At 74.9% G+C, this 13,714-nt stretch carries 11 protein-coding genes; 7 read left to right on the top strand and 4 right to left on the bottom strand.

Translation table 11 applies throughout. From position 1 onward, the window contains the following. Positions 1-206: 206 nt before the first annotated feature. The 3 genes from mce (at position 207) to ACH5AR_RS21580 (ending at position 7,092) form a co-directional block, all read left to right on the top strand. Entirely contained in the window at positions 207-647 is a 441-nt protein-coding gene (gene mce, locus ACH5AR_RS21590) for a methylmalonyl-CoA epimerase (protein WP_396303062.1), read from the top strand. 565 nt (positions 648-1,212) lie between these two features. Then, a complete protein-coding gene (locus ACH5AR_RS21585) occupies positions 1,213-6,045 on the top strand; it encodes a hypothetical protein (RefSeq protein ID WP_396303061.1) in 4,833 nt (1,610 codons plus the stop codon). A 117-nt stretch (positions 6,046-6,162) separates the two neighbouring features. Continuing rightward, a complete protein-coding gene (locus tag ACH5AR_RS21580; protein ID WP_396303060.1) occupies positions 6,163-7,092 on the top strand; it encodes a cellulose-binding protein in 930 nt (309 codons plus the stop codon). A 102-nt stretch (positions 7,093-7,194) separates the two neighbouring features. Here the strand turns inward: ACH5AR_RS21580 and ACH5AR_RS21575 are convergent, their stop codons facing one another. Then, on the bottom strand, positions 7,195-7,515 hold the full coding sequence (locus ACH5AR_RS21575; protein ID WP_396303059.1) for a hypothetical protein: 321 nt from the start codon (positions 7,513-7,515) through the stop codon (positions 7,195-7,197). Beyond that, entirely contained in the window at positions 7,512-8,309 is a 798-nt protein-coding gene (locus ACH5AR_RS21570; RefSeq protein WP_396303058.1) for an alpha/beta fold hydrolase, read from the bottom strand. The genes ACH5AR_RS21575 and ACH5AR_RS21570 overlap by 4 nt, the downstream gene beginning before the upstream one ends. Positions 8,310-8,402: 93 nt before the next feature. On the opposite strand from ACH5AR_RS21570, the gene ACH5AR_RS21565 reads away from it, so the two are divergent. Both ACH5AR_RS21565 and ACH5AR_RS21560 read left to right on the top strand, forming a co-directional pair. Then, on the top strand, positions 8,403-9,407 hold the full coding sequence (locus ACH5AR_RS21565; protein WP_396303057.1) for an ATP-binding cassette domain-containing protein: 1,005 nt from the start codon (positions 8,403-8,405) through the stop codon (positions 9,405-9,407). Between the two features lies 1 nt (position 9,408). Then, the gene (locus ACH5AR_RS21560) at positions 9,409-10,176 is read left to right on the top strand and encodes an ABC transporter permease subunit (RefSeq protein ID WP_396303056.1); all 768 of its coding nucleotides are present in this window, start codon (positions 9,409-9,411) and stop codon (positions 10,174-10,176) included. A gap of 64 nt (positions 10,177-10,240) precedes the next feature. On the opposite strand, the gene ACH5AR_RS21555 is transcribed toward ACH5AR_RS21560, so the two are convergent. Next, a complete protein-coding gene (locus ACH5AR_RS21555) occupies positions 10,241-10,564 on the bottom strand; it encodes an ATP/GTP-binding protein (RefSeq protein WP_396303055.1) in 324 nt (107 codons plus the stop codon). A 389-nt stretch (positions 10,565-10,953) separates the two neighbouring features. Between ACH5AR_RS21555 and ACH5AR_RS21550 the strand changes: the two genes are divergently transcribed. Further along, entirely contained in the window at positions 10,954-12,102 is a 1,149-nt protein-coding gene (locus ACH5AR_RS21550; protein WP_396303203.1) for an LLM class flavin-dependent oxidoreductase, read from the top strand. 78 nt (positions 12,103-12,180) lie between these two features. Here the strand turns inward: ACH5AR_RS21550 and ACH5AR_RS21545 are convergent, their stop codons facing one another. Next, entirely contained in the window at positions 12,181-12,573 is a 393-nt protein-coding gene (locus ACH5AR_RS21545) for an SCO5389 family protein (protein ID WP_396303054.1), read from the bottom strand. A gap of 479 nt (positions 12,574-13,052) precedes the next feature. Here ACH5AR_RS21545 and nucS point away from each other — a divergent pair, with 479 nt between their 5' ends. Beyond that, positions 13,053-13,712: an endonuclease NucS gene (gene nucS, locus ACH5AR_RS21540; protein ID WP_030057515.1), complete on the top strand. Its 660-nt coding sequence runs from the start codon at positions 13,053-13,055 to the stop codon at positions 13,710-13,712. Positions 13,713-13,714: the final 2 nt, after the last annotated feature.

Below are 13,714 nucleotides of genomic sequence, written 5' to 3'. Positions count from 1 at the left end.
TACTGACCTGTTACCCGCCCGTCACCGGAGCGACGGTGTGATCGAGCGCACTGGCACCCTCCAGTCAACACCGTGTCGACCCGCTCCGGGTGAACCGCCCGCGGTGTGAGCAGGCTCGCACGCGCGGCACTGGCGCCCGTCGTCGGCCATGCGCTGCACTGGGTGCACCTGTCCGCCCACCACCTTCCCCCTCACCGGAGGCCGCCGTGCTGACCCGCATCGACCACATCGGCATCGCCTGCCGAGACCTCGACAAGACGGTCGAGTTCTACCGCGCCACCTACGGCTTCGAGGTCTTCCACTCCGAGGTCAACGAGGAGCAGGGCGTCCGCGAGGCCATGCTCCGGATCAACGGCACCGACGACGGCGGCGCCTCCTACCTCCAGCTGCTGGAGCCCACCCGCCCCGACTCCACCGTGGCCAAGTGGCTGGAGAAGAACGGCGAGGGCGTCCACCACATCGCCTTCGGCACCGCCGACGTGGACGGCGACTCCGAGGCCATCCGCGACAAGGGCGTCCGGGTCCTCTACGACCAGCCCCGGACCGGCTCGATGGGGTCGCGGATCACCTTCCTGCACCCCAAGGACTGCGGCGGCGTCCTGACCGAACTGGTCACCTCCGCGCCGCAGGGCCACGACGGGCACTGACCCCCTCCCGGCACGCCCCGGGGCACGCCCCGCCCCGGGCGCAGCCGACGGCCCGTCGGTCATGACCCGTCAGTAACCTGGCCGGAAGAGCCGGAAAACACCCCTGCGGCCATTCCCCCGCAGTGCGCTCCCACTACAATGCCCAGGTGCGCGAAGGCTCCGGGGGACGGAGGCGACGGGCACGGCCGAAGACTGGCCCGTCCGCCCTGCGGTGGTCGGCCCGTCGCAAGGGGAGTCCATTACGCGGGCACGGCTGAACAGTCGCAAGACGGATCTGTCACCATTCTCCACAAGGCAAGAGTTCGCCCAGGAGTCCACTCGGACGGGGGAACGCGGGACTTCCGCGATCCCGCGCCCCGGATTCCGACGACCGCGGCGGGCGGCCCCGGCATGACAGGGGTCCGGCCACAGGCGCGGATGCAAGGACCAGTCGGACCGGCGCCCGGGATACCGGAGCCCGGAACCGGCCGGGTCGAGGACGCGACCAGGAGATGGATGGGACCGCGGAGTGCGGGGCAACGACCGCTACGAGGTTGACGATCACCTCTCCCAGTTCGAGGCCGAGATGGGTCGGACTCGGAAGGAGCGGGACAAGGCAGTCGAGCATGCCGAGGACCTCGCCTACCAGGTGGAGGTGCTGCGGGCCAAGCTGCACGAGTCCCGCCGCATGCTCGCCCAGCCGCGCGCCTTCGACGCCGTCTCCGGCCAGGCCGAGCAGATGCTCCGCACCGCCGAGATGCAGGCCCAGCAGCTGCGCGCCGACGCCGAGCGCCAGCTGCGCGACTCCCAGGCCGCCACCCAGCGGATCATGGCCGAGGCCGCCGAGCGCACCGCCCGGCTGGAGGCCGAACTCGCCGCACGCCGCCGCCAGCTGGAGGACGAGCTCGCCGAGCTGCGCCGCGCCGCCGAGCAGCACGTCAACGGCTGGGCCGAGCAGACCAGGGCCGGCTCCGAGCAGGAGGCCCAGCGGCTGCTCCAGGAGGCCCGCGCCGAGGCCGAGCGGATGGTCGCCGCCGCCCGCGCCGAGGCCGTCGCGCTGTCCGACCAGGCCCGCGCCCAGACCGCCGCCGACGTGGACGCCGCCCGCGGCGAGGCCCAGGCCGCCGCCGAGGCCGCCCTCCAGCGGGCCCAGAACGACGCCGAGCGCCTGCTGCGCGCCGCCTCCGAGCAGGCCCAGCAGGCCGGCGCCCAGGCCGCCGCCGACGTGGACGCCGCCCGCGGCGAGGCCCAGCAGCAGCTGGCCGCCGCGCACGCCGCCGCGGAGAGCCGGCTGGCCGCCGCCCAGGCCGAGATCGGCCGCCTCAAGGCCCAGGCCGCCGACGAGCAGTCCCGCGCCGAGCAGCAGCTCGCCGCCGCCAAGGCCGAGATAGAGCGGCTGCGCGCCGAGGCGATCGCCGAGGCGGAGCGCACCCGCCGCGAGGCCGACGAACTGCGCTCCCGGGCCGAGCAGGCCGCCGAGCAGCTCCAGGCCGACGCCGAGGCCGCCGCCGAGCGCCGGGTCGCCGACGGCGAGGCCGCCAACGAACAGCGCTCGCAGACCGCCCGGGCCGAGGTGGCCCGGATGGTCGCCCAGGCCACCAAGGAGGCCGCGGCGATCCGCGCCGAGGCCGAGGCCGTCCGCGCCGAGGCCGCCACCAGGCAGGCCGAGGCCGACGCCGCCAGGGCCGCCGCCGCCGAGGAGGGCGAGCGGCTGCGGGCCACCGCCGAGTCGGTGGCCGCCGAGCTGAAGGCCGAGGCCGAGGCGGCCATCGCCGAGCTGCGCGCCCTGGCCGAACGCGAGGTCGCCGAGCTGCGCGCGCAGGCCGAGGCCGATGCCCAGCGGCTGCGCGGCGAGGCCGAGGAAGCGGGCCGGGCGGCCGGCGCCAAGGACGCCACCGTCCATCTCGCCAAGGCCGCCAAGACCGCCGAGGAGGTGCTCGGCCGGGCCAACCGGGACGCCGAGACCGCCCGCGGCGAGGCCGCCGCCGAGGCCGAGCGCATCCGCGCCGAGGCCGCCGCCGAGGCGCAGCGCCTGCGCGAGCAGGCCCAGGCCGCCGTCGAGCAGGCCCAGAACGCCGCCCTGGACGACGCCGCCGCGATCCGCGAGCGGATCGAGCAGATGCAGGACGAGGCGGCCCGGCTGCGGGCCGAGGCCGAGGAGCTGCGCGCCCAGGCCGCCGCCGAGGCCGAACGGGTGCGCGGCGAGGCCCGCCGGCAGGCCGTCGTCCAGATCGAGGAGTCGGCGAAGAACGCCGAGGAGCTGCTCACCAAGGCCAAGGCCGACGCGGACGAGCTGCGCGCCGGCGCCGCCGGGGAGATCGAGCGGCTGCGGGAGCAGGCCCAGGAGCAGGCCGCCGAGACCCAGGGCCGGGCCGAGCAGACCCTCGCCCGGGCCCGCGCCGAGGCCGGGAAGATCACCGAGGCCGCCGAGCAGCAGGGCCAGGACGCGCTCGCCGCCGCCAGGGCCGCGGCCGCCGAGAACCGCGCCGCCGCCGAGCGCGAGACCGCCGAACTCCGGCGCGAGGCAACCGAGTTCGACCAGCGGGTACGCGCCGAGGCGACCGCCGCGGCGGAGGCCCTGGCCACCGAGGCGCAGGCCGAGGCCAACGCCGTCCGGGACGCCGCGGTGGCCGACGCCGAGCGGGTGCGCACCGAGGCCGACACCGAGGCCGCCCGCACCCGGGCCGAGGCCGAGGCGGCCGCGAACGCGCTGCGCGAGGAGAGCCGGCGCGAACGCGAGGAGGCCGCGGAAGGCCTGCGGCGCGAGCGCGAGGAGACCTCCGAGCACCTGGACGCCGCCGAGGCCGCCCGCGAGGAGGCCGAGCAGGCCGCCGCGGAGCTGCGGGCGCTCGCCCAGCGCGAGACCACCCAGCAGCGCGAGGCCGCGGAGGCCTACGCCGACCGCGTCCGCGCCGAGGCCGAACAGCACGCCACCGAACTCACCCGGCGCACCGCGGCGGAGACCGCCGAGGTCCGCGAGGCGGCCGACAAGCACAGCGCCGAGGTCCGCGAGGCGGCCGACACCTACGCCACCGAGACCCGCGCGCAGGCCGACGCCTACGCCACCGACCAGCACACCAGCGCGGACGCCTACGCCGCCGAGACCCGGGCCGAGGCCGAGCAGGCCGCCGCGGAGCTGCGGGCGCTCGCCCAGCGCGAGACCACCCAGCAGCGCGAGGCCGCGGAGGCCCACGCCGAGCGCGTCCGCGCCGAGGCCGAACAGCACGCCACCGAACTCACCCGGCGCACCGCGGCGGAGACCGCCGAGGTCCGCGAGGCGGCCGACCAGTACAGCGCCGAGGTCCGCGAGGCGGCCGAAAAGCACAGCGCCGAGGTCCGCGAGGCGGCCGACACCTACGCCACCGAGACCCGCGCGCAGGCCGACGCCTACGCCACCGACCAGCACACCGCCGCCGACGCCGTCCTGGCCCGCGCCGAGGCCACCGCCGGGCAGCGCCGGGACGAGGCCGCCAAGGACGCCAAGGCCACCCGCGAGAAGGCCGCCGCCGAGCTGGCGCTGGCCAACGAGCAGGCCTCCACGGTCCGCGCCGAGGCCGGCCGCGAGCTGTCCGAGGCCCGCGCCACCGCCGACGGCATCCGCGCCGAGGCCGCCGCCGAGCTGGAGCAGGCCAAGGCCGACCGCGCCGAGCTGATCGCCGCCGCGAAGGCCGAGGGCGCCGAGCTGGTCGCCGCCGCCGAGGAGGAGGCCGCCGAGGTCCGCCAGTCGGTGGCCGGCATGCACGAGGCCGCCGCCGAGCAGATCGCCGCGCTGCGGGCCGCCGCCGAGCAGGAGGCCGCCGAGCTGCGCGAGGCCGCCGAACAGGACGCCACCGAGCTGCGCGCCCTGGCCGAGCGGGAGACCACCGAGCAGCGCGAGGCCGCCGACGCGTACGCCGCCGAGCTGCGCGCCCTGGCCGAGCGGGAGGCCGCCGAGCTGCGCGAACTCGTCGACCGCGAGACGTCCGACCTGCGCGCCCGCACCGAGGCCGAGACCACCGCCCTGCGCGAGCAGACCGAGCTGGAGCTGGCCGCCGAGCAGGAGGCCGTCGAGAACGAGCTCGACCGTCTGCGCGCCGAGGCCCGGGCCTACGACGAGCAGCTGCGCTCGGACGCCGAGGCCGAGCTGCGCGCCGCCCAGGAGGCCGCCGACCAGCTGCGCGCCGACGCCGAGGCGCAGGCCGCCCGTACGGTGGCCGAGGCCGAGGCCCGGGGCGCCCGCGGCATCGCCGAGGCCGAGGAGCTGGCCGCCGCCCTGCGCGCCGAGGCCGACGAGTACGCCGTCGCCACCCGCACCCTGGCCGACGAGTACGACTCCGCCACCCACGCGCGTGCCGACGCCTACGACGCGCAGACCCGCGAGGCCGCCGAGCAGTTCGACAAGGCCACCCGCGAGCGGGCCAAGGCCGTCCTGGAGAAGGCCTTCGCGGACGCCGAGGCGCTCGGCGAGGACGCCCAGACCACCGCTCTGGCGACCACCGCCGCCGCCGAGGAGCAGGCGGACGCGATGGTCGCCGCCGCCCGCAAGGAGGCCGACCGGCTGGTCGCCGCCGGCGAGGCGGCCGGTCAGGCCGAGGTCGAGAAGGGCCGCTCCGACGCGGACGCGCTGCTCGCCGAGGCCCGCCGGGACGCGACCGCGATCCGCGAGCGCGCCGAGGAGCTGCGCGAGCGCACCGACGCCGAGGTCGAGGCCCTGCACGAGCGCGCCCGCAAGGAGAACGCGGCGGCCATGAAGTCGGCCGGCGAGCGGGTGGACGCGCTGGTGACGGCCGCCCAGGAGCAGCTGACCGAGGCCGAGGAGCAGGCGGTGTCCACCGTCGCCGAGGCCGAGGACCGCGCGGCGGCCCTGGTCGCCGCCGCCGAGGACCGCGCGGCCGAGCTGACCTCGGAGGCCTCCGCGGAGGCCAGCAAGGTCCGGCTGTCCGCCGTCCGCAAGGCCGAGGGCCTGCTGAAGGAGGCGGAGACCAAGCTCGCCAACTCCACCGAGCGGGCCGAGGCGCTGATCGAGAAGGCCGAGGCCAAGCTGCGGTCCTCCGAGGCCGAGGCCGAGGAGCGGCTGGAGCGGGCCGCCGCCGAGGCGGAGAAGCGGCTGCGGGACGCCGACGAGACCGCCGACGAGCAGATCGAGCTGGCGAAGGCGGAGGCCGAGCGGCTGCTCGCCGAGGCGAAGGCCGAGGCCAAGCGGGTGACCGACGAGGGCCGGCGCGAGCTGGACGAACTGGTGCGCCGCCGCAAGGACATCAACACCGAGATCTCCAGGGTCCAGGACGTGCTGTCCGCCCTGGAGGCATTCGAGGCACCGTCACCGGTCGCCCAGGCCAACGGGGGAAGCAACAAGAAGGACGGGGGTGCCAAGGCCGGTGCCGGAGTTGGCACTCCCCGGTCGGGTGGCAATCGCTCCAAGAGCGCACCACCCGATTGAGCGGACATTGGCGGTCATTGTCCGTGAGAGAACGGCATATCGCCGTCGACACTCCGGTACCGTGTCAGGATTCCCTCAACCACCTCAGCGGTTTGACGACAGGAAGCCCAGAACCCCATGAGCGACAGTCACTCCCCTCACGGCTTCGACCTGGTGCGCCGTGGGTACGAGCGCGCCCAGGTCGACGAGCGGATCACCAAGCTGGTGGCCGACCGTGACAGTGCCCTGACCCGGATCAGCGCGCTGGAGAAGCGCATCGAGGAACTCCACCTCGAAACCCAGTCCGCCCAGGCGGCCGTCGTCGAGCAGGAGCCCTCCTACGCCGGTCTCGGCGCCCGGGTCGAGAAGATCCTGCGGCTCGCCGAGGAGGAGGCCAAGGACCTGCGCGACGAGGCGCACCGCGCCGCCGAGCAGCACCGCGAGCTCGCCGAGGCCGCTGCCCAGCAGGTCCGCACCGAGGCCGAGAACTACGCCAAGGACCGCAAGGCCAAGGCGGAGGACGAGGGTCTGCGGATCGTCGACAAGGCCAAGAGCGACGCCGCCCAGCTGCGCGCCGAGGCCAACAAGGACGCCCAGAACAAGCGCGAGGAGGCGGACGCCCTCTTCGAGGACACCCGCACCAAGGCCGCCCAGGCCGCGCTGGAGTTCGAGACCAACCTGGCCAAGCGCCGCGAGCAGTCCGAGCGCGACCTGGCCGCCCGTCAGGCCAAGGCCGAGAAGCGCTTGGCCGAGATCGAGCACCGGGCCGAGCAGCTGCGCCTGGAGGCCGAGAAGCTGCGCACCGACGCCGAGCGCCGCGCCCGCCAGACCGTCGAGACGGCCCAGCGCCAGTCCGAGGACATCGTGGCCGACGCCAACGCCAAGGCGGACCGCATCCGCAGCGAGTCCGAGCGCGAGCTGGCGGCGCTCACCAACCGCCGCGACAGCATCAACGCCCAGCTGACCAACGTCCGCGAGATGCTGGCGACGCTGACCGGCGCGGCCGTGGCCGCCGCCTCGCTGCCGACCGACGACACCATGGGCGTGCCCGCCCAGCAGTCGCGCTGACGCACGCCGCCCCGGGCGGCGCCGCAGGCCCTCACCCGTCGGGGTGGGGGCCTGCGGGCTCTTCGGCGCCGTCGCCGGACGTCCTGGCGGGTACCGGTCGTACTAGCGCGGGTAGGCGCCGTCCGGCCGCTGGTGCCCGCTGCTGAGCTGGTTGCCCTCGTCGTCCGAGACGGTGCCGAACCAGGAGGTGCACCAGACGGACACCGAGTCCGGCCAGTACTGCACCTCGAAGGGGTGCCCGGACCCGTAGTCGCCGTACGAGGTGACGATGAAGGTCTCCCCCGGGCGCATCCAGTAGTCCTCGCCGAGCGGCTCCAGGGTCAGCTCGACCAGCCCCTCGCCCCGGTTGGTCACCGGCATCCGGCCGGTCACCTCCAGCGCCGAGAAGTCCCAGGCCGCCGCGTCCTGGCTCTCCTGGCTCATCCGGCGGCCACCCGGGCGAGCAGGGCGCGCACCACGGCGTCGAAGGCCTCGGGCGCCTCCAGGGCGCTCAGGTGGCCCACCCCGGGCAGGACGGTCAGCTCGGCGTCCGGCCGGGCCCGCAGCATCAGCTCGGCCTCCTCCGGCGCCACCAGGGCATCCTGGGCGCCCGCCACGACCGCGACCGGCACCCGCAGGCCGGCCAGCACGTCCAGGGCGTCCGGGCGGGCCGCCATGGCCCGCTGGGCCCAGGCGACGGCGGCCGGCGGCGCGGCGGCGACCATCGCCCGCACCCGCTCCGCCAGGTGCTGCGAGTGGGGCCCGAGCTGCCCCTCCGCGACGTTCTCGTCCAGCAGCAGCCGGACGCTGTCCCGCGCGGTGACGGCGGCGGCGATCCGCTCGCGGTCGGCCCGCACCGCGTCGGTGTCGGCGGTGGCGCGGGTGTTGGCCAGCAGCAGGCCGCGGACGCGGTCGGGGTGGCGGCGGGCCAGCGCCAGCGCCACGTAGCCGCCCATGGAGAGGCCGCCGACCACCGCGCGGTCGATCCCGGCGGCGTCCAGCAGCAGCGCGAGGTCGTCCGCGACCAGGTCCAGCGAGGGCTCGTCGGCGCCCAGCCCGGTGCCGCCGAAACCCCGCTGGTCGGGGGCGAGCACGCGCGCGTCGCCCCCGGTCGGGCCGGGCAGCGCGTCCAGTTGGGACGACCACATCGAGGCGTTCAACGGAAAGGCGTGCAGCAGCACGAGTGGTGTTCCGGTACCGCTCTCGCGGACGGACACTGCGGAGGGGAGCTGGGTCATGCCCACAACCTATTCCGGCACGCCCGGCGGGCCCACTCAGCGGGCCGCGATACCCCCTTTGTCCTAGCCTGGCAAGGAACTGAGGGAGCGCGAATGATCGAGCTGCACGACCTGACAAAACGTTACGGCAAGACCCTTGCGGTGGACCGCCTCAGCTTCCAGGTCCCCCAGGGCGTGGTGACCGGCTTCCTCGGCCCCAACGGCGCCGGCAAGTCCACCACCATGCGCATGATCCTCGACCTCGACCGCCCCACCGCCGGCCGGGTCACCATCGACGGCAAGCACTACGGCCAGCTCAGCGAGCCGCTCAAGTACATCGGCGCCCTGCTGGAGGCCAAGGCCGTCCACCCCGGCCGCACCGCCCGCGACCACCTGCTCTGGCTCGCCCAGAGCAACCGCATCCCCGAGCGCCGGGTGGACGAGGTGCTCGCCCTGGTCGGCCTCACCCCGGTGGCCCGCAAGCGGGCCCGCGGCTTCTCGCTCGGCATGGGCCAGCGCCTGGGCATCGCCTCCGCACTGCTCGGCGACCCGGAGATCGTCATGTTCGACGAGCCGGTCAACGGCCTGGACCCGGAGGGCATCCTCTGGGTCCGCAACCTGATGAAGGGCCTCGCCCGCGAGGGCCGGACGGTCTTCGTCTCCTCCCACCTGATGAACGAGATGGCCGTCACCGCCGACCACCTGGTGGTCATCGGCCGCGGCCGGCTGCTCGCCGACCTGCCGATGCCGGAGTTCATCCGGCGCAACTCCCGCTCCGCCGTCCGGCTGCGCGGCCCGGAGCCCGAGCGGCTGCTCGACGTGCTGACCGGGGCCGGCCTGCGGTACGAACCGGGCCCCGACGGCTCCTACGAGGTGGTCGACGGGGACATCGCCCGGCTCGGCGAGCTGCTCGCCGCGCACGGCGTGGTGCTGCACGAGCTCAGCCCCCAGCAGGCCTCGCTGGAGGAGGCCTTCATGCAGATGACCGCCGACTCGGTGGAGTACCACGCGGGCGAGGGCCCGGGCCGCGACGCGGCCGGAGCGCCCGCCGCGTGGGGCGCCGACTGGAAGGCGGACGGCACCCGGCCGACCACCACCGCACGGCAGGAGGAGAACTGAGATGGCGTCCTTCCCCGCGGTCCTGCGCTCCGAGTGGACGAAGATCCGCACCGTCCGCTCCACGCTCTGGACGCTCGCGCTGACCTTCGTCGTCACCGTCGGCATCGGCGCCCTGCTGTCCCTGCTCACCAACAACAACTTCACCGAGTTCCGGCAGCACGACTCGAACCCGTTCGACGCCACCAGCACCGCCTTCTCCGGCATCGTGCTCGGCGAGCTGGCGATCATCGTCTTCGGCGTGCTGGCGATCGGCAACGAGTACAGCAGCGGCATGATCCGGCTCACCCTGGCCGCCGTCCCGCAGCGCGCCACCCTGCTGGCCGGCAAGCTGGCGGTGCTCGGCGCGCTCGCCCTCGCCGTCTCGGTGGTGACGGCCTTCGTCACCTTCTTCACCGGGCAGGCACTGCTCGGCTCGCACTCCACCACGATCGGCGAGCCGAACGTGCTGCGAGCGGTGTTCGGGGCCGCGCTGTACCTGACGCTGCTCTGCCTGTTCTCGGCGGGCGTCACCACGATGCTGCACAACCAGACCCTCGCGCTCGGCGTGCTGGTGCCGTTCTTCTTCCTGCTCTCGCCGATCCTCTCGGCGGTGCCGAAGGTCAAGACCCTGGCCCGCTACTTCCCCGACTACGCGGGCTCCCGGATGACGCTGGTGTACGAGCAGCACGGCCAGCCGTACGGCCCGTGGGCCGGCTTCCTGATCTGCCTGGCCTGGACGGCGGCGGCGCTGGTCGGCGGCGTGCTGGTGCTCAAGCGGCGCGACGCCTAGCCAGGGCGTGTCTGACAATTCGCCCGCGCACCCGGCGAGAATTGTCAGACACGCCCCAGGGCCGTCAGTACCGCGGAGCGCCGCGCCCCCGCAGCAGGTTGGAGGCCCGGCGCTCCCGCGCGCCCCAGCAGGCGCGGTGCCAGTGCCTCCGGTCGTCCACCCCGGCGCCGTGCAGCGGCCAGGCCACCACGTGGCCCGTCCCCGGCGGGATCTCCTGGTCGCAGCCCGGGCAGCGGTAGAACCGCCCCGCCGTCCCGGCGACCGTCTGGACCACCCAGTCGTCGCCCCGGTAGCTCTCGGTGCGGCGCAGCGAACCGCCGAGCGGGGCGCCCGGCTCCGTGCTCTCGCGGGGGGCGGCGCTCTTGATCCGGTTGCGGCGCGGGGACACGGCGGACTCCCTCTCCTCCTGGGCTCTGGGTCGTTCCAGCCTACGGCCGGCCGGGCCGCCGCACGGCCACTACCACGGCTCCGTCCGGCACTTCGGCGTTTTTGCCGAGATCCACCCGATCATCGGGGAAATTCGGGCTTCGACGTGCCATTGGCACATGACATCGGATACCCACAGGGGAGAAGGCGGGGCCCGCAGACCCTGCGCGCACCCGAGGAGGCCCAACGATGAGCAAGACCAGCGCCCGAGCCGAGAGCGGCCGGCCCGTCGGGGTGCGGTCGCCCGCCGCCGCTGCGACGCTGACCGCCGTCCCGCCGGTGACGGCCGTCGCGGGCGAGCCGCTGCCGGCGCCCCGGCGGGCGGGCGCGCTGCCGCCGTCCACCGGTCCGCTGCGGGTCGGGCTGTTCCTGCTGTCCGCCCAGTTCCCCGGGCAGAGCCACGGCGAGGCGCTGGAGCGCACCGTCCACTCCGCCCTGGAGGCCGAGCGCGCCGGGCTGGACAGCGTCTGGCTGGCCGAGCACCACTTCGTGCCGTACGGGGTGTGCCCGGACGCCGCCACGCTGGCCGGGCTGCTGCTCGGCCGCACCCGCCGGATCGGCGTCGGCACGGCGGTCAGCGTGCTCTCCACCCGCCACCCGGTGGGGCTCGGCGAGCAGGCCGCGCTGCTGCACCTGACCTCGGGCGGACGCTTCACGCTCGGGGTGGGCCGCGGCGGGCCGTGGATCGACCTGGACGTGTTCGGCGGCGGGGTGGACGCCTTCGAGAAGGGCTTCCCGGAGCGGCTGGACCTGCTGCTGCGCTGGCTGCGCGGCTCCCGGGTGGGCGCGCAGGGCCCGCAGTTCGCCTTCCCCGAGGTCGCCGTGGTGCCGCGGGCCACCGAGCCGGTGCGGCGGCCGGGCCTGAGCAGCTGGCTGGGCCTGGGCGGGCGCTCCGGCCCGGTGGTCTTCCCGCGCCAGCGCCGGGACGACGCGGGCCTCGGCGAGGAGCTCACCGCCGCCGGCCGGCCGGTCGCCGGCCCGCCCGTGGTGGTCGCCTGCACCTCGCCGGGCGGGGTGCGGATGGCCGCCGAGCGCGGCCTGCCGATGCTGCTCGGCATGCACTCCGGGGACGACGACAAGCTGCGGATGCTGGAGCTGTACCGGTCCGCCTGGCTGGCCGCCGGGCGCGGTGAGGAGCAGCTGCGCCGGATCGGCCGTCAGCACGTCGCGGCCGGGGTGGCCCAGGTCGACGACCGCGCCGCGGCGGCCCGGTCCACGCTGCTGGACGCGATGCCGGGCTGGTTCGAGTACGGGCTCGGCGCCCACCGCACCGTGGACGGCCGCGAGCGCAAGATGCGCGACCCGCGCCAGTACACCGAGCTGCTCTGCGACCTGCACGCGGTGGGCACCCCGCGGCAGTGCGCCGACCGGCTGCTGGCCACCGCCGAGCGCACCGGCATCCGGCGCTTCGCCCTGCTCGCCGAGGGCAGCGGCGACCAGGACGCGACCCTGCACAACATCGCCCGGCTCGGCTCCGAGGTGCTGCCGCAGCTGGGCTGACCCCGGCCCGGGCCGCCGCCCCTCCCCCCGCACCGGGGGACGGGGGCGGCCGGCGCCGCGGCGGGGCGGGCCGGGGCCTCAGCAGTCCCGCAGTTCCTCGGACTGGTTGAGCAGCTGCTCCCGGACGGAGGTGAAACGGTCGTACCGCGCGGCGTTGGCCTCCGAGGGCAGGAACACCGCCACCCGGTGACAGTTCTGGAAGGCCAGCCGGACGCCGAAGTGGCGCTGGAGGGCACCCCGGATGGCGTCGCTGGCGAGGGCGCGCAGCAGCTGCCCGCGGGCCTGCTCGCTGGGCGGCGGTACCCGGTTGTCGGCGAAGTCGGTGCCGTCGACCTTCGCCTGGGCCACCAGGGAGCTGATCAGGTCCCAGGCGTACGGCAGCGAGACGCGGACGCAGTCGACGAATTCCCGCTCGTCGACCTCGCCCCGCTCGGCCTTGTCCAGCAGGGCCGGTGAGACGTCGAGCGACATGGATTCTCCTCTCGCGGTCCACCCGCGCGGCGCCCGGGTGGTCGTGCGTAGGTCAAGCTCACAGTGAGGGTGGTGGATTCGCGCGGGGCGTCCGGAACACCGAGGGCAGGGGTTTCCGGCGCCTTCGCGACAGCGGCGGCAGCACGGGACGTGACGTCCTGGACACCGAACGCGCTCAGAACAGCGTGGCAGTCAACGGCGCGGCAGGCCGGTCATTCCTGCGGATTGCTTCGGAAATACGGTGCGGTGCACCGGATTGGCCGGATCCCGTCGGATCGTTCATCTGAAGTCTCCATCCCCGTTGACAGCGATGCCGCGCTCGTGCCGTCACACACCGTAGCGACCTGAGGGGAGGGGCGCCAGACCTCGGCGGGCACCAGCGGGACCGCGGGACCTCCATGTTGGCCGGGTTCGTCCCTTCTTCACCCTGCCCTCGCGGAATCGCATCAACTGGCCCCGGTGGGCTAGCGTGGTCGACCGTGCGTCTCGTAATTGCCCGCTGCTCAGTCGACTATGCCGGTCGGCTCTCCGCCCATCTGCCCTCCGCCACCAGGCTGATCCTGGTCAAGGCCGACGGCAGCGTCAGCATCCACGCCGACGACCGCGCCTACAAGCCGCTCAACTGGATGTCCCCGCCGTGCGCCCTCAAGGAGGCCGACGGGGTCTGGACGGTGGAGAACAAGGCCGGCGAGAAGCTCATCATCACGCTGGAGGAGGTGCTGCACGACTCGTCCCACGAGCTCGGGGTCGACCCGGGCCTGATCAAGGACGGCGTGGAGGCCCACCTCCAGGAGCTGCTCGCGGACCGGATGGAGGTGCTCGGTGCCGGCTGGTCGCTGATCCGCCGTGAGTACCCCACCGCGATCGGCCCCGTCGACATCCTCTGCCGCGACTCCGACGGCGCCACGGTGGCCGTCGAGATCAAGCGCCGCGGTGAGATCGACGGCGTCGAGCAGCTCACCCGCTACCTCGAACTCCTCAACCGGGATCCGCTGCTGGCCCCGGTCAAGGGCGTCTTCGCCGCGCAGGAGATCAAGCCGCAGGCCCGCGTCCTGGCCACCGACCGCGGCATCGGCTGCGTGGTGCTGGACTACGACGAGCTGCGCGGCATCGACGACGACAAGCTCAAGCTGTTCTGACC

Origin of the sequence: Kitasatospora sp. NPDC018619, from assembly GCF_044391605.1 — a bacterium.
GTDB lineage: Bacteria > Actinomycetota > Actinomycetes > Streptomycetales > Streptomycetaceae > Kitasatospora.
Note: the sequence above shows the minus strand (reverse complement) of the source record. Positions and strands in the feature narration are given on the sequence as shown.

What these genes read in the sequence shown, in the direction of transcription:
- ACH5AR_RS21580 (WP_396303060.1), top strand. Translation starts at nt 6,163, where the DNA reads ATGAGCGACAGTCACTCCCCTCACGGCTTCGACCTGGTGCGCCGTGGG.
- ACH5AR_RS21575 (WP_396303059.1), bottom strand. Translation starts at nt 7,515, where the DNA reads ATGAGCCAGGAGAGCCAGGACGCGGCGGCCTGGGACTTCTCGGCGCTG.
- ACH5AR_RS21545 (WP_396303054.1), bottom strand. Translation starts at nt 12,573, where the DNA reads ATGTCGCTCGACGTCTCACCGGCCCTGCTGGACAAGGCCGAGCGGGGC.
- ACH5AR_RS21560 (WP_396303056.1), top strand. Translation starts at nt 9,409, where the DNA reads ATGGCGTCCTTCCCCGCGGTCCTGCGCTCCGAGTGGACGAAGATCCGC.
- ACH5AR_RS21565 (WP_396303057.1), top strand. Translation starts at nt 8,403, where the DNA reads ATGATCGAGCTGCACGACCTGACAAAACGTTACGGCAAGACCCTTGCG.
- ACH5AR_RS21570 (WP_396303058.1), bottom strand. Translation starts at nt 8,309, where the DNA reads ATGACCCAGCTCCCCTCCGCAGTGTCCGTCCGCGAGAGCGGTACCGGA.
- ACH5AR_RS21585 (WP_396303061.1), top strand. Translation starts at nt 1,213, where the DNA reads ATGGGTCGGACTCGGAAGGAGCGGGACAAGGCAGTCGAGCATGCCGAG.